This window comes from Flavobacterium sp. KACC 22758 (assembly GCF_028736135.1).
Classification (GTDB): domain Bacteria; phylum Bacteroidota; class Bacteroidia; order Flavobacteriales; family Flavobacteriaceae; genus Flavobacterium; species Flavobacterium johnsoniae.
Map to the genome: position 1 here is coordinate 2,563,497 of NZ_CP117878.1, position 25,281 is coordinate 2,588,777.

General features: G+C 34.3%; 26 protein-coding genes. 8 read left to right on the top strand and 18 right to left on the bottom strand.

Annotation, left to right across the window (positions count from 1 at the left end; genetic code table 11):
• Window positions 1-297: 297 nt before the first annotated feature.
• Complete coding sequence (locus tag PQ462_RS10980; RefSeq protein ID WP_274253513.1) at window positions 298-1,575, bottom strand: glycosyl hydrolase family 18 protein; 1,278 nt, start codon at window positions 1,573-1,575, stop codon at window positions 298-300.
• A gap of 1,342 nt (window positions 1,576-2,917) precedes the next feature.
• Between PQ462_RS10980 and PQ462_RS10985 the strand changes: the two genes are divergently transcribed.
• A complete protein-coding gene (locus tag PQ462_RS10985) occupies window positions 2,918-4,414 on the top strand; it encodes a hypothetical protein (RefSeq protein WP_274253515.1) in 1,497 nt (498 codons plus the stop codon).
• Window positions 4,415-4,628: 214 nt separating this feature from the next.
• On the opposite strand, the gene PQ462_RS10990 is transcribed toward PQ462_RS10985, so the two are convergent.
• The 3 genes from PQ462_RS10990 to PQ462_RS11000 are packed head-to-tail and all read right to left on the bottom strand — an operon-like array spanning window position 4,629 to window position 6,683.
• Window positions 4,629-5,306 carry an outer membrane beta-barrel protein gene (locus PQ462_RS10990; protein ID WP_274253517.1) on the bottom strand — a complete coding sequence of 226 codons (678 nt, stop codon included), beginning with the start codon at window positions 5,304-5,306 and terminating at the stop codon, window positions 4,629-4,631.
• 16 nt (window positions 5,307-5,322) lie between these two features.
• On the bottom strand, window positions 5,323-5,919 hold the full coding sequence (locus PQ462_RS10995) for a hypothetical protein (protein ID WP_274253518.1): 597 nt from the start codon (window positions 5,917-5,919) through the stop codon (window positions 5,323-5,325).
• A gap of 23 nt (window positions 5,920-5,942) precedes the next feature.
• Window positions 5,943-6,683, bottom strand: coding sequence for a hypothetical protein (locus PQ462_RS11000; RefSeq protein WP_274253519.1), 741 nt, complete (start codon window positions 6,681-6,683; stop codon window positions 5,943-5,945).
• A 194-nt stretch (window positions 6,684-6,877) separates the two neighbouring features.
• Here PQ462_RS11000 and PQ462_RS11005 point away from each other — a divergent pair, with 194 nt between their 5' ends.
• The 6 genes from PQ462_RS11005 to PQ462_RS11030 all read left to right on the top strand — a co-directional run bounded on the left by PQ462_RS11005 (window position 6,878) and on the right by PQ462_RS11030 (window position 9,568).
• On the top strand, window positions 6,878-7,543 hold the full coding sequence (locus PQ462_RS11005) for an IS6 family transposase (RefSeq protein WP_274253520.1): 666 nt from the start codon (window positions 6,878-6,880) through the stop codon (window positions 7,541-7,543).
• 8 nt (window positions 7,544-7,551) lie between these two features.
• Window positions 7,552-7,767, top strand: a complete 216-nt coding sequence (locus PQ462_RS11010) for a hypothetical protein (RefSeq protein ID WP_274253521.1) — start codon at window positions 7,552-7,554, stop codon at window positions 7,765-7,767.
• A gap of 101 nt (window positions 7,768-7,868) precedes the next feature.
• A complete protein-coding gene (locus PQ462_RS11015; protein ID WP_274253522.1) occupies window positions 7,869-8,474 on the top strand; it encodes an NAD(P)H-dependent oxidoreductase in 606 nt (201 codons plus the stop codon).
• Window positions 8,475-8,509: 35 nt separating this feature from the next.
• Complete coding sequence (locus PQ462_RS11020) at window positions 8,510-8,767, top strand: NAD(P)H-dependent oxidoreductase (protein WP_274253523.1); 258 nt, start codon at window positions 8,510-8,512, stop codon at window positions 8,765-8,767.
• A complete protein-coding gene (locus PQ462_RS11025; RefSeq protein ID WP_274253524.1) occupies window positions 8,736-9,110 on the top strand; it encodes an NAD(P)H-dependent oxidoreductase in 375 nt (124 codons plus the stop codon). Before PQ462_RS11020 ends, PQ462_RS11025 begins: the two co-directional genes overlap by 32 nt.
• 17 nt (window positions 9,111-9,127) lie before the next feature.
• Window positions 9,128-9,568 (top strand): putative quinol monooxygenase, encoded by a 441-nt coding sequence (locus PQ462_RS11030; protein WP_274253525.1) that lies wholly within the window; start codon window positions 9,128-9,130, stop codon window positions 9,566-9,568.
• A 692-nt stretch (window positions 9,569-10,260) separates the two neighbouring features.
• Here PQ462_RS11030 and PQ462_RS11035 read toward each other — a convergent pair.
• The 14 genes from PQ462_RS11035 to PQ462_RS11100 all read right to left on the bottom strand — a co-directional run bounded on the left by PQ462_RS11035 (window position 10,261) and on the right by PQ462_RS11100 (window position 24,206).
• A complete protein-coding gene (locus PQ462_RS11035) occupies window positions 10,261-11,079 on the bottom strand; it encodes an alpha/beta fold hydrolase (protein WP_274253526.1) in 819 nt (272 codons plus the stop codon).
• A gap of 234 nt (window positions 11,080-11,313) precedes the next feature.
• Window positions 11,314-13,680 carry an FdhF/YdeP family oxidoreductase gene (locus PQ462_RS11040; protein ID WP_274253527.1) on the bottom strand — a complete coding sequence of 789 codons (2,367 nt, stop codon included), beginning with the start codon at window positions 13,678-13,680 and terminating at the stop codon, window positions 11,314-11,316.
• Window positions 13,681-13,698: 18 nt separating this feature from the next.
• A complete protein-coding gene (fdhD, locus tag PQ462_RS11045) occupies window positions 13,699-14,571 on the bottom strand; it encodes a formate dehydrogenase accessory sulfurtransferase FdhD (protein WP_274253528.1) in 873 nt (290 codons plus the stop codon).
• Between the two features lie 115 nt (window positions 14,572-14,686).
• Window positions 14,687-15,202, bottom strand: a complete 516-nt coding sequence (locus tag PQ462_RS11050) for a DsbA family protein (protein ID WP_274253529.1) — start codon at window positions 15,200-15,202, stop codon at window positions 14,687-14,689.
• Window positions 15,203-15,214: 12 nt separating this feature from the next.
• Window positions 15,215-15,667 (bottom strand): redoxin domain-containing protein, encoded by a 453-nt coding sequence (locus PQ462_RS11055; protein WP_274253530.1) that lies wholly within the window; start codon window positions 15,665-15,667, stop codon window positions 15,215-15,217.
• Window positions 15,651-16,370 (bottom strand): YoaK family protein, encoded by a 720-nt coding sequence (locus PQ462_RS11060; protein WP_274253531.1) that lies wholly within the window; start codon window positions 16,368-16,370, stop codon window positions 15,651-15,653. The genes PQ462_RS11055 and PQ462_RS11060 overlap by 17 nt, the downstream gene beginning before the upstream one ends.
• An 11-nt stretch (window positions 16,371-16,381) precedes the next feature.
• On the bottom strand, window positions 16,382-17,422 hold the full coding sequence (locus PQ462_RS11065) for a cupin domain-containing protein (RefSeq protein ID WP_274253532.1): 1,041 nt from the start codon (window positions 17,420-17,422) through the stop codon (window positions 16,382-16,384).
• Between the two features lie 245 nt (window positions 17,423-17,667).
• Window positions 17,668-18,219, bottom strand: a complete 552-nt coding sequence (locus tag PQ462_RS11070) for an antibiotic biosynthesis monooxygenase (protein ID WP_274253533.1) — start codon at window positions 18,217-18,219, stop codon at window positions 17,668-17,670.
• A 45-nt stretch (window positions 18,220-18,264) separates the two neighbouring features.
• Window positions 18,265-19,233, bottom strand: a complete 969-nt coding sequence (locus tag PQ462_RS11075) for an NAD(P)H-quinone oxidoreductase (RefSeq protein ID WP_274253534.1) — start codon at window positions 19,231-19,233, stop codon at window positions 18,265-18,267.
• An 11-nt stretch (window positions 19,234-19,244) separates the two neighbouring features.
• A complete protein-coding gene (locus tag PQ462_RS11080; RefSeq protein ID WP_274253535.1) occupies window positions 19,245-19,676 on the bottom strand; it encodes a lipocalin-like domain-containing protein in 432 nt (143 codons plus the stop codon).
• Between the two features lie 50 nt (window positions 19,677-19,726).
• Window positions 19,727-20,284, bottom strand: a complete 558-nt coding sequence (locus PQ462_RS11085; protein ID WP_274253536.1) for a hypothetical protein — start codon at window positions 20,282-20,284, stop codon at window positions 19,727-19,729.
• A gap of 421 nt (window positions 20,285-20,705) precedes the next feature.
• Window positions 20,706-22,913, bottom strand: a complete 2,208-nt coding sequence (locus PQ462_RS11090; protein ID WP_274253537.1) for an ATP-binding protein — start codon at window positions 22,911-22,913, stop codon at window positions 20,706-20,708.
• A gap of 78 nt (window positions 22,914-22,991) precedes the next feature.
• Window positions 22,992-23,687: a LytR/AlgR family response regulator transcription factor gene (locus PQ462_RS11095; protein ID WP_274253538.1), complete on the bottom strand. Its 696-nt coding sequence runs from the start codon at window positions 23,685-23,687 to the stop codon at window positions 22,992-22,994.
• 45 nt (window positions 23,688-23,732) lie between these two features.
• A complete protein-coding gene (locus tag PQ462_RS11100) occupies window positions 23,733-24,206 on the bottom strand; it encodes a Dps family protein (RefSeq protein WP_274253539.1) in 474 nt (157 codons plus the stop codon).
• Between the two features lie 295 nt (window positions 24,207-24,501).
• On the opposite strand from PQ462_RS11100, the gene rpiA reads away from it, so the two are divergent.
• Entirely contained in the window at window positions 24,502-25,173 is a 672-nt protein-coding gene (rpiA, locus tag PQ462_RS11105; protein WP_035644100.1) for a ribose-5-phosphate isomerase RpiA, read from the top strand.
• Window positions 25,174-25,281 lie beyond the last annotated feature (108 nt).

Genomic DNA, 25,281 nt, shown 5'->3' on the forward strand with positions numbered 1-25,281 from the left:
ATGTGCCACGATTCTGTCACAAAACTTAGAATGGTCAAATATCTTTAAAAGCCGCCTTAACGTTTTGTGGCAAAATTGAAGGCAAATCCACTCAATCTGTTGATTGTTTTGAACGAGTACCCTTTTACTTGTATAAACTAAATCAAAGCGTTTGCAATGTGGCTTTTTAGATACTCACTACTTAATAAAACGTAATAAGAACCTTTTTTTATTGCCCGCTTTACAAACGCTACAATTATCTTTTAAATATTATGCAGGCACTCGTTGCATACGAGCACCAGAGGAATAAAAAAATCACTAACCGAATACTCCGTTGATCTGCGATAACACCCAACTGAAACCTCCGCCTGCCAAATTCACATAACAGGTTTGTCCACTGAATGCAATAATAGTTCTACCCGCCGGAGCAGTCACCTGAAAATTTTGTGTATCAACTACATTGGGATTAATGGCGGCGGGATAACTTGTGCCGTTGATGGTGATTTGAACTACCACATTTTGTCCGTACCAGTAGCCTGTTACGTAACTGAAAGCGGTGAGGCCATTTGTGAGATTGATCGGATTATTCGCATTGCCGCCATCACCGCCGTGTTGTAATAGTTGTACCACATACGAGCCGTCGCTGCTGGCATTGGTACATTGGATGGCATCCACAACATCTCCGCTGCGGATAACGATACTTTGAATAATTGTAGGAGTAGTTTGCGCATTCAAGATGGCTCCATCGTCGAACACAACCACATCGGGCTGGCCGGTCAGGTATGGTCGCATCAATAGCTGCTGACTTTGCTCGAAAGGCCAGTTGGAAGAATCAAGCCGCCAGCTCATCATAGTTTGGTAGGGGTATTGCTTACTCTGGTACTGAATCCCAGCAGCGTATTGCTGAGAAGCATAAAGCGCAGTGACACCACTTTCTAAATAAGCACCGAATCCCAATAGATCGGCATTGATGCCGTGTGCAATAAATACGCTGGGATCGCTAACCCAGTAACTTTGCAAATTGAACACATCCACATTGGTATTCACAGCATCCGCATTCAGGTTGTTGACATTCCCGGACTGGTTAGAACTCGCCGAAATGGCCAGATAATAGGTATCCCCAAAAGCCTTACCCAATGCGTTGAGCAAGTGGCCGCATTGCTTATCAGAGAGTTGGCTCGTGGGCTGCTCCCAATCAATGTCGAAACCATTGAGGTCATTGTCAGCCAGAAAGCTGGCAACATTGGCTGCAAAAGTGGTCAGCAGGGCGGGGTCGTTGATGATCGTTTGCAGATCGCTGGTGATTTCTTGGGTATAGGCCAGTAAAGCAAATATGGTGATGTCCGGGTTTTGTGCACGGGCATCTAAAACCTGTTGTGCAAGATATGTGTTACTGGTTTGCAGGGTCGGACTGCTGGGGTTGCTCATATCCACGCCAAACCAGCCGATGCTCAGGTAATCAAGGGTGCTGTATATCCCGTTGAGCTTAATAGAACTAAAATTGCTGTTGGGTGAGCTGTAGGACGCGTTTGCTGGATGCAGCTCATTAGTCAGCCACGCACCGACGGCGCCGGTAAATTTTTTTTTGCTTTTCATATGATTAGAATTTTAGAGTTTTATACCTATTTTTTAATTTCTTTATTAAAAATACCAACTAATAGACTTTATAATGAAAAAAATGTAATGAGTACGATTTTCTAATGTATGAGCAAGCATAATCTTGCAATAAGATGCAGTCAATTATTGTAAACGATTTGGAAGAAGAATTAAAGGTTAAGAATCAAAAACACAAAATTAGATTATAAAATAAACACAAATTTGTCTTATGGATTTTTAAAAGACTGAATTTTAGAATTGCTGTTTAAAGAAGCTCCTTTAGAAGAAGTATTCAAGGAGTTAGAAAATTTATTTCTTCAAAATACAATTCCAAATAGAGGCGCAACAGCGCGAGAACGGCTTTGCTTTCGATGACGATCTTAAACTGGATATCCTTGAAACAGTTTTTGATCAAGTAGATGGCCATGAATCTGATGGTCATGATTATCGCGTAACACAATCCGAAAAAGTATAAGATAAAAATCGGGCAAAGATGGATTTTAAAGAGCCATGCAATAGCGGCAATTTTAAACTGAATACCCATGATCAAAATTTTTTAATACAGTTTCTAACCTGATCTTCTTACGTATTGTTTTTGCTGAATTTCTTGGTTTCTAAAACTGCAGGTGCCACGATTTTGCGACAAAATTTAAATTACTAAACATTTATAAAAAACGGTTCTAGTTTTTGCACCCAAAAAATAGCAGTTCCGCTTTTAAACAAGAAAATAAATGATGCTTTTCTGGTTTCTATTTTTTTTAGGGATGTAGTTTATACAGCCGTATTCATTTAAATCCTTTATGCACCTGTGATACGTGGCAGAGGAGTTTTTTTTACATCATAAGGGGCTGTATTTATAGAATAGCGGTCAGGTGATCAGGGGGCAAGTTATATTATTTTAGGTTTAAATGTTGTTTTTCAGGAGCTTTTCCCGCTATCCGCTCTAATCTTTTGCTCCGAACCCCGGCGCAGAAGGATTTCTGCTTCTATCGGGGCTGGGGCTCTTGAGGAGCCCTGTTTTGGATTGTGAAACAGGTATTCGAACCCAATTGTGCAGCTGCTTATCAATACAGGATTTTCGTTTTCCTCAAAATAGCAAACGCCGCAATGATCTCATGAAACTGTTATCGCTAAAAGTCAAAAAAACAAATAGGTTTATGGCTCAAGAAGCAGAAAATCGATTTGGTTGTTGTGCAGGTGGAAAAATCGTAAGAATAAAAGCCAGCTCATTGTAAAATATTATTTCAATAACAGTGAAAGCTCTCAGAAATGAGAGTTTTTTTTATTGATACAATGGGAATTTTTTTACTTTTGAATCGAAATTTAACCAAAAACAAAATTTATGAAAAGAATACTTTTTAGTATTGCCTTATTTTCTTCTGTTTATTTATCAGCGCAAACTGTGATTGTTGAGGAAAAATATGAAAAAAAGAATGAACCCACAGGATATAGATATCTTCCTAACTCTAAAAAGCTTGTAATTTTTAAAGGAGAAACGGCGCCTGTAGGTATTTTGGATGGTGAAACCATTTTTTTTGTGACAAAATCTGCCTATAGTTTTGATGAAAAGGGCAGCAAATCTGCTTTGTTTGAAAATGAAAAATTAGGCAATTGTACATTCTCTGTAACTGAAAATTCTTTTAAGGCTTATGGAGGCGATAAAATATCAACTAGATCAGATTTAAAATATTATCTAAACAATGTTTATAATGGCAGTATTAAGAAGGATGATATTAAAAAAATAAACAATAATTATTTTGGAGCTGTAAATAGTAATAATCAATTTAAACAGAGATTAGGAGAGTCTTTAGGCAGTCTTTTTTTTTATAGTACCTTTTATAATTCTTTTAATGATTTTTATGATTTGGGCTTTACAAATCAGAAAGGGAAAGACAAGATTAATTTTGAAAAAGATGAACTTTATTTAGAGGTTTTTGATTTAAAAGCCAACCAGAAAAACAGAGTAAAATTAGACACTCCTAAATTAGATTTATTAAAAGGAAATTCATTAATTGAATCAACGGAAGGAGTGACTTTTAGCTGCAGAATAAAAACAAATGATACTTTTGATATGGTTACAAAATCAATTTCAAACGATCTGAATGAAACTGCTATTTATAAAACTACTTATGATATGCAAGGTAAGAGGATAAAGGATACAGCGTTGAAATTAAATTTAAAAGACAACTTTTTTGTTTTATCTTCCTGTGGTGCCGGTTATGTTGACAATTTTGTTTGGGATGTACAGGCAGTCAATAATTATTACGAAGATTCTAATGGCGATATATATGTTTATGGAATCTATACCAATAAAAAATCTAAAATTCATAAAGGTTTTGACCCTGTTGGATTCTATATTTTTAAGTTTGATAAAGATGGAAATAAAATATGGGAATCTATTAATCCGCTTAAAGATAAATATTTTGAAGATGTATGCTGCGGTTTGAGCTTCAAGCTGAATTTATTTGAATACAATGGAAAACTGCTTTTTACTAATTCTGTAAATGAAGCTACTGAGTTTTCTAATTATGCCGTTGTAGATAAAACTTCTGGTACTGTATTGAAAATGAATAGAGTAGATTATAATAATACAACAAGTTTCGCTAGAACAAGAGCTTTCATTAACAATACATATGATAAAAGGGATTTGAAGAATAAAGCATTTTCACCTGTTTCGTTTGTAGCGATGGATCTTAGTCCAACGATGGATAGCTATTTAAAAACAATTCCCAGTAAGGGAAATGCAGTTTATTTTGAAACCATTTTTTCTAATCAAGGAATATGGCTGATAGAAACGGATAACAAAGAATATTATAAAGTTCTTTTATTTAAAGATTAAAAAAAGTTCCAATTTTGCAGTCATGGCCGGAAGAAATTCCGGCCATTTTTGGTAGTGGTACAGATTAGGTGTTTTATAATTTAACCATTTTTGTGATTGAAAAGGAATCTAAAATTTTAATTATTGAATAGAAATAGATACGTCCAGCATTGAACTGCCCCAAATAGTGTCTAATTTTTTTGGGGCAGTTCAAATTTGGGAGCTTTTTTATTTGCTATCTAAATATTTTATAATATAAGATTAGAGAAACGCTATGCAGCTTACCTTCTAAAGAAGGTCCCGTATAAGTATTTGTCTCAGAGTAACTGTCTGTTTGAACATCACTTAATAAATTAGACAGTCCAAGATTATATTTTAAAGCAAGCCTAAATTTGTTGTAACCTCCAGTTAATCCAAAAGAGACTCCATAATTCAATTTATTAATATCTGCCAGACTGTTTTCAGTAAGCCTGTAAGGCAGATAATATTGATCATTTGCATCTTCCTTAGCATCAAGCTGACCAGTATTTGCAGAAATATAAACACCTGCTGAAGGACCAAAATAAAATTTATCTTCGTCAGGAGTTATAATATAATAATTCATATTAAAACCAACATCAAAGCTGTGTAAAATATATTTTGCTTGACGAACAGTTAAAGCCTCAGAATTTACGTAGTCTAATTTTAATGCATTACCGCTTATTAAAGTAGTGATTTCATAATTAAAACTTTCGTGATATCCCATATTAAAAGTAAGTCCTGCATTATAGCTTATATTAGAATCTGCAAGTAAGTCTTTGGAATCAAGCATGGTTTGATTCATTCCTAAGCCAAAAGAAAATCCGCGGGGAACTTGCGCATGGATGGAAACAGTAATAAAAAATAAAATAAATAAATGTAATTTTTGTATCATAATTGTAATGTAAATATTAGTTGCATTTTAAATAAACAGGCGAATCAAAAAAACCAAGAATATCCATAAAATATTCGTCATTAGTATTAAAGGATTCCATTCTCTCAATAACTTTCGGACAGTTTTGAAAATTTCTTTTAATCAATTCCGGCACCTTCTTCCTTAATCCGACATTATCCGCACTTTTGCTGGTTCCTTTAAAATAAAGAGTTTCAATAATATTGTCACCTAAATCTAAAACCAAAACATCATAATAAGTTATTGTAGAATAAAGGCTTTTACCTTGTTTTGTTGTTACTGCAGTAACCAGACAAACCAATCGTTTGTCCACATCATCGGCTAGAACAAAGTAACCTTTTTGTTTCTTTTTAATTTTAAAAGATTTAAAAACATACTGCCCGAAAGAGGCATAATCTAAATCTTTGTAGGTTATGTACTTTTCCCATGTTTTTCCTGGAACTACATATGAAATTCTCTTATCTATATTTATGACCTGAAAATCAGTAAACTTATCAGATATTTCTATTTTAGTTCCATCTTTTTTTAGAATGAAAGAATTTTGAGAATAAGAATTCAAACTAAAAAAGAATACTAAAAAAAATAAATTCTTCATTATTATCATTTTAATTGATTAAACTAGTTTTCAGTAAACTTGGTTGATGCTGTAAACTCTTTTTGATTATTGTTACTCTTTATATTTGCAAAAGGGACATCACAAAAAGTAACCATAAATTTTCCATTAGAAAAAGAAACAGACACATCTCCAGAAATAGCTTGATAATATAAAATAGAATTCCAGTTAAAATCAACATGAACTGTATTAGCAGTGAGAGCAGCAGATGAATTTACTATTGTATAATTACCCGTTTTAGGAATATCATTTCCTTTAAAAAACACATTTAAATTAAGGTCAAGATTACCTGTATTCAAAGTATAACTATTCTCTGTAGTACCATGTCCATCAGTATAGTGCGGAATAAATGTTTGTTTTCCAAACGGAGCATTTACAAAAGTCATCTCATAATTATTAACAGCACATGTCGTAACATTTTTTATTACAGTAACTTCTGTTGCTAATTCTTCTGTTTTGCAAATTCCAATAGAGGTTACAAGTTTATATTCGCCGGACATATCTGCTGTAGAAGCAGAAATAATGGGATTCTGAACATTGGATTCAAAACCATTTGGTCCGGTCCAGTAATACGCTGCCCCTTCAATTTTAGGTGTCTTTAACATAATTGGGTCACCCGAAATAATTGGTGAGTTACTGCTGATAGTAGTTTTAGGAAGTATACATCGCATCTCGCCTTTCTCAACACAACTTGAGAATAAAATCCCAATTCCTATGATTGGAAATAAAAAGCTTTTAGAGTTCATTATAAATAATTAAATGTTAAAAGCACGAAAGTAATTTAATACTTATTAAAAAAAACGATTTATTTATTTGTATTTTTAAAATATTAATATCACCATGAACCCAATTTTAATTGTCTTTTTAGTAATAGCTTTTTTTATTGGTTCTGTCGCATTTGGAATACTTTTTAACTTTGGTTTTTCAAAACTAACAAAAAATGAATACTAAATGTCATTGTTACCCAAAACACATAATTCTTCAGGCCGTGTATTTCAAATTAAGATTTACAGTTAGTTATCGGGATGTTGAGGAGATCATGAAAATGCGAGGAGTTTCTGTTGATCATGCCACAATCCAACGTTGGGTTTATAAGTTTGCGCCTTTGCTTGAGTCCGAGTTGAAGAAGAGAAAGGGCAAAGTGGGGGTGAGCTGGAGATTAGATGAGACCTATATCAAAGTTAAAGGTGTTTGGTGTTATTTATATAGAGCAGTAGATAAATTAGGCAATACAGTAGACTTTCTTTTGACAAGAAAAAGACAGAGAATGTGCGCTCAGTCTTTTCTAATTAGAGCAATTAGTAATAACTGCCGGCCAAAAGTTATAAACATTGATAAAAGCGGTTCTAATACTGCAGCTATCAAAGTCTATAACAAACGTTCGTTCTCAAAGATAAAAATCCGGCAGTGTAAATATCTCAACAATATTGTAGAACAGGATCATCGTTTTATCAAGTGGCGCATACAAAACGGATTAGGCTTTAAAAGTTTTGAATCGGCTCGACGAACATTGAGCGGAATTGAAGTTGTGCATATGTTGAGAAAGAATCAGATGGTTAGTCCAGGGATAACTATGTTTAAATCATTCTGTAAATTGGCCGTTTAATTTTAAAATTGGTTAAATTCTTATATTTGATTCTGGCAGATGCGACAGAACCAAAGTTTTTACTTTCTGCTACATGGAATGCTCCTGAAGAAAGTTTCAACAATCCAAATCAGCCTCTTTGGAAAGGCAAAAGCGCCGATGATGCTTTGTCTAATATAGGTGCAAATTATTCATTTGTTGGCTATACTGTACTTCCGGGGTTATTGCTACGATGTTTTTCATAACAAGCATATCAAAGAAGATTTGGAAAATTATCCGAAATATTTGAAAAAAGTATTTGGCCTTTAAACTATTAATCAATCAAAAATATTTAAATAAAATTAAAATGAGTACGACAAAAAAAGTTCTATTAATCAATACACATTTAACGTATCCTAACTGGAGCGAAGGCAAACTGAATGATTCATTCAACCAAAAGGCTAAAGAATTTTTCGAAACTAACAATTTTGAAGTTTTGGAAACCAAAGTGGAAGATGGTTATGATGCAAACGAGGAAGTTGAAAAACATCTGGAAGCAGACATTATCATTTTGCAAACGCCCATCAATTGGTTTGGAGCGCCTTGGATCTATAAAAAATATGCGGATGAAGTTTTCAATAGCGGACTAATGAGCAAAAAATTTCTTAGCGATGATGGGCGAACAAGAGAAGATCCATCTCGTCAATACGGAACTGGTGGACACTTACAAGGCAAGAAATTCATGGTTTCTGCAACATGGAATGCGCCTAAAGCAAGTTTTGATGATGTGAATCAGGTTTTGTTTCAAGGTAGAAGTACGGCGGATGTTTTAATTCAAATTACAAGTAATTATCGTTTCTGTGGTGTAGATGTAGTAGCAGATTACAACTGTTTTGATATTTTTAAAGACGGAGATATTGTTGGAGATTTAGAAAATTACCCAGCCCATTTGAAAACGGTATTTGACTTATAAAATTTCGACAACAAAAGATATTAAATAGAATTTAGATGGAAAACCCAAAAAAAGTATTGCTAATTAATACGCATTTAACTTACCCGAATTTTAGTGAAGGCTTATTGAATGGGTCATTTTATCAGAAAGCGAAAGAATTCTTCAAAGCAAATAATTTTGTAATTTTGGAAACAAAGGTGGAAGATGGTTACGATGCTGAGGAAGAAGTAGAAAAACATTTGCAGGCAGATATTATCATTTTGCAAACACCCATCAATTGGTTTGGGGCACCCTGGATTTACAAAATATGTTGATGATGTATTCAGCAGTGCAGGAATTAGTAAAAAATTTCTTGAAAATGATGGAAGAGCAAGAGAAGATCCATCCCGACAATATGGAACTGGAGGATATTTGCAAGGTAAAAAAATTATGGTTTCTGCCACTTGGAATGCACCTAAAGCAAGTTTTGATGACCCAAAACAAGTTTTGTTTCAAGGAAGAAGTACAGCAGACTTCTTTATACCAATTACGAGTAATTACCGTTTTTGCGGTGTAGATATAATTCCAGATTATAACTGCTACGATATATATAAGGACGGGGATATTAGTAAAGATTTAGAAAATTATCCTATCCACCTTAAAGAATTCTTAGTGTAATATTAAAATCATTATAAATGAAAAAGTTAATCCATAATTTGCAGAGCAATTATCCAAATAGTTTATTCTTGTATTTAATATTTGCATCAATGTTTTTAACTTTCAGCAATATGTCAGCTCAAAAAAAAGATAGGATGGTTCGTCTTTCGGAAATTGAAATTTACCCTGAATATTTATCCGAATATAAAGCCATATTAAAAGAGGAGTCTTCGGTTTCAGTAAAATTAGAACCTGGTGTACTGGCAATATTTCCAATGTATCAAAAAAATGATTCAACGCAAGTAAGAATACTAGAGATCTATAATGATAACGATGCTTATCAATCGCATTTAAAAACACCTCATTTTCAAAAATATAAAACAACCACAATTAAAATGGTTAAATCATTAAAATTGGTAGACATGAATATAATAGATTCCGAATCAATGAAAATGCTGTTTAGAAAAATGATTGAATAAATATATTATAGATGATTTTAGAAAACTTAATTTCTGCCACATTCTATGTGTTCGAATCCTGTTACCTGTTAGGTTATCGCAATTTAAATTTAAAATTTCTCTTTATTTTATTGGGATTATATATTTTTCTCTAAACTATTTCCTTATTTTTAGTTTTTTTTAAAAGGAAACGAAAATAAAAAATTCGCTAATATATTGATTAATATTTTTTTTAAAAAAAATGGCGTCAATTGTCTTCAATTGGCGCCATTTGGCTGTGGTGACAGCAACAGGACAAATTTCTATAAATTTTATGGAAGATTTGAAGAGATTGGCTTACTACTGGTAAAGGCTGTATTTCATTAGCTTAAAGAATTTGGTTTGGATGTCCTGTTGGGGATTGATTGAAAAATGTAGTGTCAAAAAGCAGATAGTTAAATTCTTTAATTAAAAACTTCCTTAAATTTTTGCGTCAAAAAAGATATCCACTCCAAATCTCATATGCTACGAATTTGCCACAAAATTTGATTTACTGCTTTACATATTTGTTATGAGTAAAGTTTTATCTATTTTGTTATTCGATTATGATATCAAATGTTTAAACATGAAAACAATTTAATTTTTAGACAACAGATCATCAAAGAAATCAAAAATAAAAACCTCCAGAATCAAAATGTAGACTGGAGGCTTTTATTTAAAAAATCAGGATATATTTAAGATTTGATAAATTCTAAAATATCGTTATTAATCGTTTCTGCCTCTGTAGTCGGCATACCGTGAGGAAATCCAGGATAAGAAATTAGTTTTCCGTTTTTCAAAAGAGCAGCAGCTTTAGGTGCCTGATTATATGGAACAATCTGATCATCTTCTCCGTGAAGAACTAATACAGGTATGTCTAAACTTTTTAAATCTTCTGTGAAATCGGATTCAGAGAAAGCTTTAATACCTTCATAGTGAGCCAGTACAGAACCCATCATTCCTTGACGCCACCAATTGTGTTTGATACCTTCTTGAATTGTTTTTCCTTCGCGGTTCCATCCGTAGAAAGCGATTGGGAAATCATAAAAATATTGTGCTCTGCTAAATCCCGTTCCTTCTCTAATTTCGTCAAAAACAGACAATGGGACACCATCAGGATTTGCCTCATTTTTGATCATGATTGGCGTAACAGCACTAATAATAATGGCTTTAGAAACACGTCCTTTTCCATATTTTGATGCGTAGCGAATTACTTCCCCTCCGCCAGTTGAGTGGCCAATATGAATCGCATCTTTTAAGTCTAGTGCTGCGGTCAATTCTGCTACGTCTGCAGCATAGGTTTCCATATTGTTGCCTTCAGAACTTTGACCAGAACGACCGTGTCCGCGTCTGTCGTGAGCAATAACTCTATATCCTTGTTTTAAGAAAAACATCATTTGCGCATCCCAGTCGTCTGCTGATAAAGGCCATCCGTGGTGAAAAACGATAGGTTGTCCTGTTCCCCAATCTTTATAATAAATTTCTGTTCCGTCTTTTACTGTAATTGTGCTCATTTTTTTGGTTTTAAGATTAATAAAATTAAGAGTATCCTAATTTTGGTATTGTCGTTAAATTCTAAGTTTTTATCATTTTTTATTTGACTTAGATTTCTTTGACAAATTTATATAGGAAGAGTAGAGCAGTCTATTAACCTAGATTAAGTAATGAATTGTAACAGCGCTATTACTATTTTTAATCTAAATAAATGCCTCAAAAGTCTTCGCTAACTTATTTTTATTTGAAAAGAATTATATGTGTTTTATCTTTTCGTAGATGGCGGGATCGTGTTTTTTTACTTTTATTTTCACGTATTTAGAAGCTGGCATATTACTTTCTTTCACCACATTATTTACAGAAACCAAAACATTGGTTTCAGGAAAATAAGTGACTGTATTTCGCTCTGGAATTTGATAAGATACGATAAGGAATAAAGGCGCAATTCTTTCAATGCCATCATTATAATTAAAGAGATCTACTTTGTCTCCCGCTTTAAATCCTGCTTTATCAATATCATTTTGATTCATGAAAATAACACGGCGTTCATTTTTTATTCCTCTATAACGATCATCCATACCATAAATAGTAGTATTAAACTGGTCATGGGTACGAGTTGTGGCCATCATGTATTCATCTGGAGCTAATTCATTATCTGGAATTTCTGTTAAAGTAAATGCCGCACGATCAGCAGATTCTTTAGCAGTAAATTGACCATGACGAGGAGCATTAGGCAGATAAAAACCGCCTTTTTCGCGAACTCTACTATTGTAATTTTCAAAACCCGGAATGCAATTTTCAATAGCTTCTCTCACATCATCATAACTGTCATGATAACGTTTCCAATCGATAACTGATTTTTCTCCAAGAACAGCCATCGCCATTCGGCAGACAATTTGAGTTTCGTTTATCAACTGATCCGAGATAGGTTTAAGCACGCCTTTTGAAGACTGCACCACGCCCATAGAATTTTCTGTACTGATAATCTGCACTTCACCATTAACGATATCCATATCACTTCGGGAAAGTGTAGGAAGGATAAGAGATTCTTTTCCATGTATCAAATGGCCTCTATTGAGTTTTGTCGAGACACAGACCAGCAGTTTCAGTTTTCTAAATGCTTCTGCGGTATAAGTAGTATCTGGTGCCGCCGATAGAAAATTACCGCCCATACAGAACATAAATTTTACTTTCTCTTCATGAATCGCTTTTATCGTTCCAACCACATCATAACCGTGAATTCTCGGGGGATTAAATCCAAAGTAATTTTCAAGACGATCTAATTGCTCATTTGTAGGTTTTTCATCAATAAGCATGGTTCTGTTTCCTTGAACATTACTGTGTCCGCGAACGGGACAGACTCCTGCGCCGGGTTTACCAATACTTCCTTTAATCAATAAAATATTGACAATCTCTCGGATCATATCGACACCATTTGGCTGCTGGGTAAGTCCCATTCCCCAGCAAATGATAATTCTTTTTTTGAAAGCCAGTATTTCTGCAGCTTCGATAATTAAATCTTTTGGAACTCCAGATAGAAAGGCAAGATGATCCAAGTCTAAATTTTCAAACTGTTTCTCAAAATTTTCAAAACCAGTTGTTTTGTCTTTAATAAATTCATGATCAAAAACTTCACCTGGGTTTTTCTTTTCCAATTTAATTAGCAAAAGTTCAATAGCTTTTAAAAGTGCCATATCGCCGTTTATTTTTATCGGAAGAAAAAGATCGGTAAGTTTTCCGCCTGATCCAATTATCCCTTTTATAGCCTGTGGATTATGGAATCCCATTAATCCAGCTTCGGGTAACGGATTAACCGCAATAATTTTTGCACCATTTTTTTTGCCTTTTTCTAAAGCGCTCAGCATTCTCGGAGCATTCGTTCCTGGATTTTGTCCGATTATTACAATCACATCGGTATCATAAAAATCTTCTAAAGTAACAGTTCCTTTTCCAATTCCGATTGTAGTTTTCAAAGCCGTTCCAGAGGTTTCGTGGCACATATTGGAACAATCTGGCATATTGTTGGTTCCAAATTCTTTTGCAAAAAGCTGATAAAGAAAGGAAGCTTCATTACTGGTTCTTCCCGAAGTATAAAAGGCCGCTTCATTTGGAGATTCAAGTGCCTTTAAATGTGAAGCAATTTTTGTAAAAGCTTCATTCCAACTTATGGGTTGATAATGTGTGCCGCCAGCAGGTAAATACATCGGTTCGGTCAATCTTCCCATTTTTCCAATTTGGTAATCGTCTAATTTTGAAAGACTGTAAACAGAGTTTTCTTTAAAGAAAGCAGCATCAACTTTTTTGGTTGTAGCTTCTTCAGCTAAAGCTTTTGCTCCGTTTTCACAATATTCGCCCAATGGAGATCGATCATCATCAGGATCTGGCCATGCGCAGCTGGAACAATCAAAACCTCCCATTTGATTCATTTTAAATAAAGCTTTTCCGCCTCTTAGAATGGTTTTATCTTCTATAAGATCGCTTACCGCAGCCATAACCGCAGGAACGCCGGCAGCCCATTTTTCTACTTTTGTTAATTTAAGTTTCGAAAGCTGGTACGGATTTTCTGCATCAGGTAATTTATGAGTTAAATCATCTGTTTTTTGTTGTGGATCTTTCTTCATTGTATTATGGTTTAATGGCTATTGTGTTACGATTACGGTTTGTTCCGATGAGTTGTATATATTCAATCGATTTTCTTTTAGAAATCCTAAAAGTGTAATATTAAACTCTGCCGCTAGTTCTACGGCCAAACTGGATGGAGCGCCAATAGAAGCAATAATAGAAATTCCCGCCATTGCTGCTTTTTGGATTAGCTCAAAACTTGCTCTTCCGCTTAGAAGCAAAATATGTTCATTTAATGGCAGCGATTGATTTGCAAGAGATCTTCCGATCAATTTGTCTAATGCATTATGTCTTCCAACATCTTCAGTTAAAAGAATCAAATCGCCTTGAATATTAAAAAGCCCTGAGGCATGAAGACCGCCAGTGGATTCAAAATCGCTTTGAGCAATTCTTAATTTTTTGGGTAATTGATAAAAAATAGATGCATGAATCTGGATCTGCGGTCTCATCAAATTTCCAAATGGGCTTACCGTTTTTATAGATTGAATAGAACTTTTTCCGCATACGCCACAACTTGAAGTCGTGTAGAAATTTCGATCTGTCTGCATCAAATTTGGAGTAAAACCTTCTTTAAGATCGACCTGAACAATGTTTTGTTTTTGTGATAAGCAATTCATTTTTATTGAAAAAGCATCTTGAATATCTTCAAAAGAAGTAATAATTCCTTCTGTAAACAGAAAACCAATCGCAAGATCAATATCATTGCCCGGAGTTCGCATGGTAACCGAAATATTCTTTTGAATTCTCTCTGAATTAGAACCGTAAGAAAGCCTGATTTCAAGAGGTTCTTCAACAGAAAGCGTATCTAAAAACGATAAGGTTCCGTTATTTTCTATTCTTTGGACACTTACGTGTTTGATGGAAACTAATTCCGTATAATTTATTTCCATGATATTGTAATTGAAGTTCTTACGTAAATTTAATTAAAAATAGATTCAAAAAATATACTTTCATTCATTAATTGAGAGCATACTATTCGATTTTTAGATTTAATTTTTGAACTATTTATTTCACGATTTCACTCATCAGTTGCAAGAGATCTTCTGCGCCTGCGTTAAATTTTCTACCATTGACAAAAAAAGAAGGTGTGCCATTTACACCGCTTAAAATGCCACTTTCAAAATCAGAATCTACTTTTGCGGCAAGTTCAGATTTTTTAATATCGACATTGAATTGATGTGGATCTAGCTCCAATTTCTCTACTAATTCTAATAAAAAAGGTTCACTTAGAAGTCTCTGATTTTCGTAGATGGCGTCATGCATTTCCCAGAACTTTCCCTGCAATGCCGCGGCTTCTGCCACAATTGCTGCAGGACGGGCGTATTGATGCATTTCTGATAACGGAAAATTTCTAAAAACAAATTTTATCTGTTTGCCGTATTTCTGCATCATTTCTTTAAGAATAGGATAAGCTGCACCGCAATAGGGACATTGATAATCTCCGTATTCTACGATTACTATACTAGCATCTTTTTTTCCTTGTATATGATCAGTTTTACTGACCGCTGGTTTTAGTGACATAATTAATTAGTTTTATAGTTTTTCTAAAGCTTCCAAAATACCATCTGCTCCTGGGTTTATAGCCATTGGCGAGAGATAACTCCATTGTATAATTCCTTCTTTGTCAATTACAAAGAGGGCACGATTGCATTCGCCTTCTTTCTCATTGTATACACCATATTTTTTTGAAGTGTCTCCTTTTGGTTCGAAATCAGCCAGTAAAGGAAAATGCAGATTTCTAGATTGAGAAAAGGCCATGTGACACCATTTACTATCTACAGAAACACCGAAAATTGTAGCATCATATTTCTTGAAGTATTTCTGCATTTCGTTGTAAAGTGCCATTTGGTCGCTGCAAACTGGACTCCAGTCGGCAGGATAAAAAGCTAAAATCACGTTTTTTCCTTTAAATTCTGATAAAGTGATTTTTTGATCGGGTGTTGCAAATAAGGTAAAATCTGGCGCAACGTCATTTTTCTTCAGCATAAGATTTATTTTTAAGGTTAAAGTCAGTAATCGGTAGCAAAAATGCACAAGCAAGTAGTAATGCAGCAGGCAAAATAAGTGTCCAATTTTTGAATAACGGAAGTATAATTGGTACAACAGATGCCCCTAGCAAAAAGCCAATCCATAATAGTAAAAGCCGTATAGCATTGAGTTTATAAAACTTCCGACTGTTTTTATTTCGGGAAAGACTTAACATTGCTGTATTTCTAGCCAGACTATTCAAAGTTCCCGTCACGAAATCGGTATTTATTTTTTGACTTCCAACAGACGTTACAATGGTATTCATAACACCAGTTGAAAAAAGAATGATAGGTATGGACAATCCGTTGTTTATCGTATAATAATTGGATGCCATTGTATAGACAATCAATATGCCTGAAACGATATAAAATGGCAGTGTCTGAATTTTGGATTCTCTCCACAACGAAATGCAGGTTCCAGCATATATTCCGAAGAAGAAAGAGCCAATTATCGTTAAAGACGAAAGAAGTACATTTAGTTTGCCACTGGATAATGCGATTCCCAATTGTGTGCTGTTTCCGCTTATAAAAGAGACATATACTTTCCATTTTAGGAAACCGGCAGCATCAAGAAAGCCTGCAATAAAGGCTAAAAATATGGCAAGTTTCTCCTGCGATCTAGTTTGTTCAGACGAATCTATGAACTGTGTTTGGACATCCATAATACTTATGATTACGGTTGAATAAACAGTTTGTTTTTAGGAAATTTTTCAATTTCGCCTTCTTCCAAACCAAAATTGGTTACCACGACATCTTTTGGATTTCCTGCAAGCCATTCGCTTAAATCAATAGATTGATAGGTGCCACTATTAAATCCAATTAAGATTTTACAAACGGTATTTCCAGTATTTTTAATGTAATGTCCTGCACCCATTGGCACATAACCGACATCTCCAGCGTTGAATTGTTCGGTAACGACTGTGCTTTCTGCTAAGAAAACAGACATTTCGGCTTGACCAGAAATATAATATTGCCATTCATCAGCATTGGGATGCCAATGCATTTCTCTTAAAGCGCCTGGCTGTAATTCTATAATAGATCCCGCCATTGTGGTACTGATAGGAAATTCTTTGCTTGTTACCAATCTTTGCAAACCGCCACCGGGAATTATTCTAGGCTGTTGAGAATGCAAGGGATAACGGTGTAAGTTGGTTAATTCGATATCTGATTCTTCAGGTCGTGAAGCGGCAGTAAACGATAATTCGTCAGGAACAATCCCGGCTGCGAAATAGGCTTCTTTTTGAGGTAATGCGGCTACTTCTTCCAAAGTAATTCCCAAGTTTTGAGCAACAATTTCTGGTGGCATGCAGGATACAAAATCGGTAACGCTGAAAGTGTAATCTTCGGAAAAATTACCATTATCAAAGATTAAAATAAAATGACACTCTTCTGTTCCGGTTGCTTGGATTGAATGCCCGTATCCTTTTGGAAAATACCAGACATCGCCTGGTTCAAAATTATCAGTGTAGCTTTTGCCATTTGGATGAATAATTGTTGTGCGCACAGTTCCAGAAATAACATAAGCCCATTCTGCTGCATTTGCGTGCCAGTGTAATTCGCGCATACTTCCCGGCTGTAGTCGCATGGAAACTCCTGCAATGCCAATAGAAGCTGGAAAATCTTTTACGGAAGCTCCTCTTGTTGTACCGCCGTCATTAGTGAGTGGTTCTTTTTTTTCTAGTTCGTATTTGAAACTTAATAATTCGGTAGTCATAATAATAGCTTTTTGATGATTAATTGTATTGGTTTTTAATTCTATTGTAAAGCTATTGAAGATATATGCTGAGTATAGTTTGAATTCGTTAAATGGGCAAAATGAGTCGTTGAATTTAGTAAGAGAAACTTTAGGAATAATTTGAAGCTTTCTGATTGTAGAGGATTTGTTTCTTTAGAGTTTAAACCAAAAAAAATCACTGCAAACTACAGTGATTTTTGATTTTATAATGAGGGAAGTTTTAATTATTTATAAAGCCATTTTTTGATCAGTTTGGTATAATTGGGCATTACAACAAATACCATTAAAAAGACTATGATGCCCGAAATTATTAATCCATCAAAATAATGATTTGACGGTACTTTCAAAAATCTCAAAAAGGGGAGTGCCAATAAAGGAATTAAAAGGGACAATGGATAAATAGCAGACCATGTTACAAGAAATTGTTTCCAGCGAACAGGAACTTTGTTTCCTTCGTTTTCTGCATTAAAAAGAAAATCCAAACCTGATTTTATCTGGTAGTTGTCATTTTTTCTGAATAATGGATTCGCTTTTTTAATGAGCATTTTGCGGTCTTCCGATTCCATCCAGTATTTAAGGCTTTCAATAGTGTCAAATCGAATGATAACCGTGTAAACAAACGTTAAATGCGGAATTGGCCGTACGATCTGCAAATCGATAAAACCATTGGAGTGTTTGGTAATGGGAACAATTTCATCCAGCCATTTTTCATATTCCTGTTCTTTTCCATCCAAAATATGGTGCGTAATAACAACAGATGCGCCTTGATTTTCCATATTACTATTTATTTTTGCTTGAGGTTTAAGTTTTATTCGGACTAATTATCGAACTAAAATAATTTTGCCCGTATGACTGCCATCTTCTAATAATCGATGTGCATCAGGAGCTTCGGTAAAAGGAAAGGTTTTAAAAATAATCGGTTTGAATTGTTTTGACTCGATTAATGGCCAAACGTTTTTCTGCACTTCTTTTGCTAGCTGTTTTTTAAAATCATAGTCTCGGCTTCTTAAGGTACTTCCGGTAATTGTTAAACGTTTTATCATTAGTTTCCAAATATCCAGATCTACATGGCTGCCGCTTACGGCATTAATATGAACTAATCTGCCTTCGGGTTTTAGGATGTTTACATTTTTACTCAGGTAATTACCGCCAATCATATCTAAGATGACATCGACTCCTTCTTCCTGCAAAACGGTTTCAAAATCTTGGGTTTTGTAATTGATATAAGAAGCAGCGCCAAGATCGAGACATTTTTGGCCTTTTTCATCAGATCCTACTGTTACAATTACATGAATGCCAAGAGAATTGGCAAGCTGGATTCCTGTAATGCCAATGCCACTATTACCGCCGTGAATCAAAAGAGTTTCTCCAGATTTTAGGTTTCCTCTCTGAAAAACATTTGACCACACTGTAAAAACTGTTTCAGGTAAACTTGCTGCTTCAGCAAAAGTCAGTCCAGCTGGAATTGGCAGGCATTGACCTTCCCGAACGCTTACATATTCTGCATAACCACTGCCAGCAAGAATAGCACAGACTTTATCACCAATTTTTAAATTGGTAACATCTGGTCCGCATTCGACTACAATTCCAGAAACTTCCAAACCTGGAATTTCAGATAAAACTCCAGCTGGTGCAGGATAATTCCCTTCACGCTGGAAGATATCAGAGCGGTTTAAACCTGCTGCTTTAACTTCTATTAATACTTTGTCTCCGCTTACTTCTGGAGTTGGATAATCCTGCAGTTTAAGTACATCTGGAGCTCCAAATTGAGTTATAACTATTGCTTTCATTTGGTTTGCGATTAATGTTTTTTGTTTAATTGTTCTGTTCTTTTCCAAGTGAGTTTATGAATGACCAAACGTGAATTGCTTATAAATGGTTTCTCTGTTTCTAAATGAAGCAATCCATCTTTAAAAAGAACTTTTCTGTTTTGTGTCTCATTTCTCCAATTTTCAAAAAGTGAAACAGACATGGTATGGCTGACTATTTGTTTTTCATCATCAGTTTTGAAGGGACCAGAATAGGCGAGATAAGGAGGACTGTCTTTTGTGTCAGAATGTTCAAAATCAGTATTCATTATTTGTGCCGACATATAGCCGTCACTGTTATAAATAATAATGCCTTTTGGTTTGGTTCCCATCGGATTTGTAATTTTTCCTTCCCCTAAAGGTACTTCAATCAATTCAACTAATGTCCAAGAACCGATTAGTATTTCAAACAAATTATTTTTCATAATACTCAAAATAATAAGAGCGCACATTGGTGCGCTCGATTTCTATACTATTAAAAAGGCTGATTGTATTTGCCAGTTAATGCTTTGTTTTCTATACTTTTAGCAAAATTTGGAGTTTCTTCATGATTGTGTGCATCAGAAGCAGCTTGTCTTGAAGCAGCAGCGCTAGCTAGATCTACTCCGTGTTCTTTTAAGTATTCAAACATTTCTGGTGTTGCAGTTGCATGAATCTCATTGGTGTAAAGGCAAGTATTTTCATCAATTTTAGTTACTTTAAGTTCCCATAAAACCTGGACTTTAGTACGTCCATTTTTAGTAATAGAATCTGAAATAGACAACATACGGCAATAATCTGGACGATGAACTGTTGCCACATAATGCTGTACCATTAAAGCATCGCCAATTGTTTCTACATTAATAGACATGGGTTCGCCCTCGTATGTGCTGGTAATTCCTGCACCAATATGCTGAATTGAGCAACGTTGGTATTCTGCATCCGGAAGGTTTAAAAGCCAGTCTGCAATATTTACTTTTTCAATAGGAGCATTAATAACTGCGGTAACTGCTGAGTGTGATAATGCGTTTTCTTTGGTTTGGATGATTTCCATGATTTCTTGGTTTTAAATGTTTAACTGAAGTAAATTTACTGCCTTATATTTGTGTAGCATTCCACTATTCATCGAATGGGCAAAAACACTCGTTTAAAGAGCGAAATCAATCGTTTGTTGTTATCATAGATCTGTATTTAATGCGTTTCCCGAGGTTGAAACCTCGGGCTATGTTTTAAAATTGGAACGAAAAATCATCTCAATATGGGTAAACATAGCCAGTTGTTTCAACCACTGGAACACAACGATAATTACGCCTGTAATCATGAATGTATGATTATTTAAATGGGCATTTTATACAGCTATATTTTAAAATGAAAAAAAACAAAAAAGACCGCCTTTTACAGACAGTCTTTCAATTGAATAATATGTAGTAAGATGGTTTTTCTTGAATATAAAACGAGCTCTTGTCTTATTTATTTTATAGTGATTCTAAAAAAACTTTAGCCTCTAAGAGTGACGAGTTTAGAATCTTTTCGACATCATTTAAAATCTGCTGTAAAGTTGCATTTTGTTCTGCAGCCAATTCAAGAATATCTAGTTTTTCTTCTAAAAAAGGCAATAGTCCCATTATAGCAGCACTTGATTGTAAGTCATGTGCTCTAAGTTTCACCATTTTAAAATCTTGATTTTGATAAGCCGTCATAAGCTGTTCCAAATGTAGTGGCACATTCTCAATAAACTGTTTGGTCACAGTTTGTTCAAAAGCTTTATTGCCAGCGCTTACAGATTGCATATACGAAAGATCTATATGTTGAAAAACAGGATCAGATTGTATAGCGTTTGTTTCTTCGGAATTTGATTCTTTTAGTCCAAAAGCAGCAATCAGTTTAAAAAGTTCTTCTTCTTTTATAGGTTTTGAAATGTATTCGTTCATTCCTCGGCTCAAACATCTTTCTCTTTCGCCAGGTAGTGCATGTGCTGTCATGGCAATTATGGGAATATCCAGTTTTAAGATTTCTCTAATTTGCTGCACAGCCGTATATCCATCCATTTGAGGCATCTGTAAATCCATTAATACCAGATCACAATCTTTTTTGCTTAAATATTCTACTGCTTCCAAACCGTTAGAAGCCATTTCAAAATCAACATTCCATTGAGAAAGCAAATGTTTCATTAAACTCTGATTGATCGCGTTGTCATCTACAACTAAAACTCTCAAAGCAGTATTTGAGATATCTTTAAAGTGGTTAATATTGGCAATAGGTTTAGAAGTGAGCTGTTCTTTAGCAATATCATACGGAATATAAAAGCTAAAGGTTGTTCCTTTTCCTTGTTCACTTTTTACTTCAATATCACCGTTTTGCAATAAAATCAGTTTTTTTACTATTGATAATCCTAGGCCAGTCCCACCGTAATTTCGAGTGGTAGAATCTTCACCTTGATTGAATCTTTCAAAGACTTCATTTAGCTTTTCTTTATCAATTCCAATTCCCGTGTCCGTAATTTTAAAGCCTACAATGACCTTGTCTTCATGTTGTAGTTTGTTATAGACCTCAATGCTTACAGATCCCTGATGGGTAAATTTTATGGCATTTCCAATGAGGTTTACCAATATTTGAGTTAATCTGGTGGCATCACCAATTAAAGTATCAGGAATCGAAGTATCGACTTTACTGGAGATGGTTAATTTTTTTTCTTTTACACGTTCTGAAAAAAGCGTTTCAACCGAATCCAATAATCCGTTGATGCTGAATATTCCAGGCGTAATGCGCATCATTCCAGCCTCAATTTTAGATAAATCGAGTATGTCATTAATAATGGTCATTAAATTTTCGCCCGAACGCTGAATAGAATTCACAAATTCTGCGGAAGTTTCATCCAAAGGCCTTTTCTGTAATAAATTGGTGAAACCTAAAATACCGCTAAGCGGCGTTCTGATTTCATGACTCATATTAGCCAGAAAATTTTCTTTGGTCTGAGCAGCGATGGATGCTTTTTTTTCTGCAATATCCAATTCTTTGATCAGAAAATGTTGTCTTCTAAATTGGCGCATAATATGATACCCTATCACGGCACCACTCAAAACTAGTAAAACTAATAAAGAGATGTCATAAAGTTTTGCTCTTCGACCCATTTCCAGACTTAGATTTCGCAGTTCAACCATACGCAATTGACGCTTATGGTAAATTTTAGCTGTAATATCGGTAATCTCATTAGAAATTATTCTGGCTTTAGGATTGGCAATGGAGCTCTCATCATCCATATTGCCTAAAGAATCGTAACGGTGGAGCAATTTTCCTTTCGTTACCATTTTATCCTGAGCCAAAACTCCGAGTCTTTGTATTAACTTTTCCTCTTCAGGATCGGCATTATCTACAGAAAGGGAATCGAGAAAATTTCTAATCTGCCTGATCTTTTGATCGATTCCTTCTAAATGTGTAGTGTCATTAGTAGCGATCGAAGCTCGGATTCTGCTTTCAACCCCCAAAATATCGCGGTCAATTTCTCTTAAATGATTGCTGGAACGCAATTCATTTAAAAGGGTATTATTATTTCGTATGAGTTCTTTAGTATTTTGAGCCGAATTAATTTGTACAGCAATCAATAATATACTGCATAAAATAAAACTGCTGATTATAAAATAACTAAAGCGTTTGTTACCCATTACGGTAGACGTATTTATCATATAAATAAGTGTAAATGAAATTGTATGATCTTAATTCAATAAGATAGCATTCTAGTTTACGCAGCAGAAAAAAGACATTTAGAATACATTCATTCTAGTGTTAAGTGCTTTTCTGTAAGCATCTGCAACAGGAATAAATTTTTTGTTAATCATAATACCTCCGTCTTGTAAAGTGTCAATTTTACCAATAGAAACAATATAAGAACGATGTACTCTAATGAAATCATCTTTTGGCAGACGTTCTTCGGCAGTTTTCATTTTGCCGTGAATGGCAAACATTTTTTCTTTGGTGTAAAACTTTACATAATCTCCCATTGCTTCAGCATAAAAAATATCATCTAGTTTTAGTCGTCTGGTAATATTAGAATCTCTAACGAATAAAAATTCTTCTTTACCAAATTGTATATTTTCTTTTCTGCTCTCACTGATAGACTGTGCTTTACTTACTGCCTGTAAAAATCGGGCAGGAGTAACCGGTTTTAGAATATAATCTGCGATATTCAATTCAAATGCCTCCAGCGCATATTCTTTTTTAGAAGAGGTAAAAATGATGATGATATCTTTCCCTGCGAGATTTTTTGTCAGCTCAATTCCTGTCATCTCGGGCATTTCAATATCCAAAAAAATTAAATCTACCTGATTTTCCTGTAAATGATGATACGCTTCAATGGCGTTAGAATATTCGTTTACAACAGTAAGATTCGGAATTTGTTTCGCCAAATGAGATAAAGTAGTTCTTGCAATATCATTGTCATCAACAATTAACGCTTTCATGGTATTTGGTTTTGGTTTAGACAAATATACTTATTCCTTGTTATTTTATCTAAAGTAAGAGCGTATCATCCATGCCATTTCTTCATGAATTTCTATTAAACCAGTAATAAAATCGCTTGAACCATAATCTTTGTAATCATCGGCAAAAGGAGTAATGTTGCCACGAATAAATTCAATGATGCTTTCATGGTCTTGCAATAGATCTTTCATAAATCCTAAACCATCGTTTGTTCTTTCACTGTATTCTGTAAGATGCGTCAGTTCAATATAAGATTTTAAGGTTGCAGGTGCGTAGTGGCCAATTTTGCGCATACGTTCAGCAACGCTGTCAATGATTTCATCTAGTTGTTTGTACTGATTTTCAAAGAAGATGTGATTCGCATGAAAATTATCGCCTGTAACATTCCAGTGTGCATTTCTGGTTTTGGTGTAAAGTACAAATTCATCTGCTAACAGTTTTGCTAATTCATTAGAAACAGCGTTTGTGTTTTTTTCTGTAATACCAATGGTTGCTTTCATAATCGTAAGTTTTTAATTTATAAGCAGTAATGCTTTGTTTTCTTATGTAAAGGTCTTTAGAAAACTTCTTTAAAAAGTATGATTTTAGGTAAACAGGCAAAATGAATCGTTGAAATGAAGAAGGTGTCCTTTTAAGTAGTTTTTAGGTTAAAAAACTCCAGTATTTTTTAATGACAAATTGGAAACATAAATTAATATTAGTGTATTGGATAAGAACAGAATTTATTAAAAAATAAATTTGTAATAGAATTTACTACTACTACTTTTAATTGAAGATTCACAAATTTTATAAACCATGAATTTAGAACAAGAAAAAGAGTTTGCGGCAAAAGAAGCAGTTAAATTACTAACTGATAATATGATTGTGGGATTAGGTACAGGTTCAAGCTCTGTTTATGCAATAAGAGAAATTGCAAAACTTGTCAGCAATGGCCTAAAAATAAAAGCGGTACCAACTTCTAATAAAACTAAAGAACTTGCTGAGGCTTTAAATATTCCTTTGATTGATATTAATTTGATAAATTCAATAGATATTACAATTGATGGAGCAGATGAATTTACCTCTGACTTAATTTTAATCAAAGGCGGTGGGGGTGCATTGCTTAGAGAAAAAATTGTAGCCTCATTAACAAAACAAGAAATTATAATAGCGGATTCATCAAAAGAAGTAAAACAAATAGGAAAATTCAAAGTCCCAATTGAAGTAATTCCATTTGCTTCAAATTATATTTTAAGTCAAATTAAAATATTAAATGGTATTGGAAAAATTAGGATGGAAGGAGATAGACCATTTAAAACAGATCAGGCAAACAATATTATAGATGCTGATTTTGGCATCATTTCTGATCCTGCTTCTTTATCTAAAAAGTTAAATGATATTAATGGAATTGTTGGACACGGAATATTTATCGGTCTGACAAGTAAAGTTATCATGGGAAAAGGAGATTCAACCATAATTTTTGATTAAAGCGGAATATTCAATTTAATAGTTTTTTATGTGAGCTTCTTTTTTACAAAACCGCCTTAAGTTTATGTGGCAAAAAAGGTTTCCACTCCATAAAGCGAGTTGTCGTTG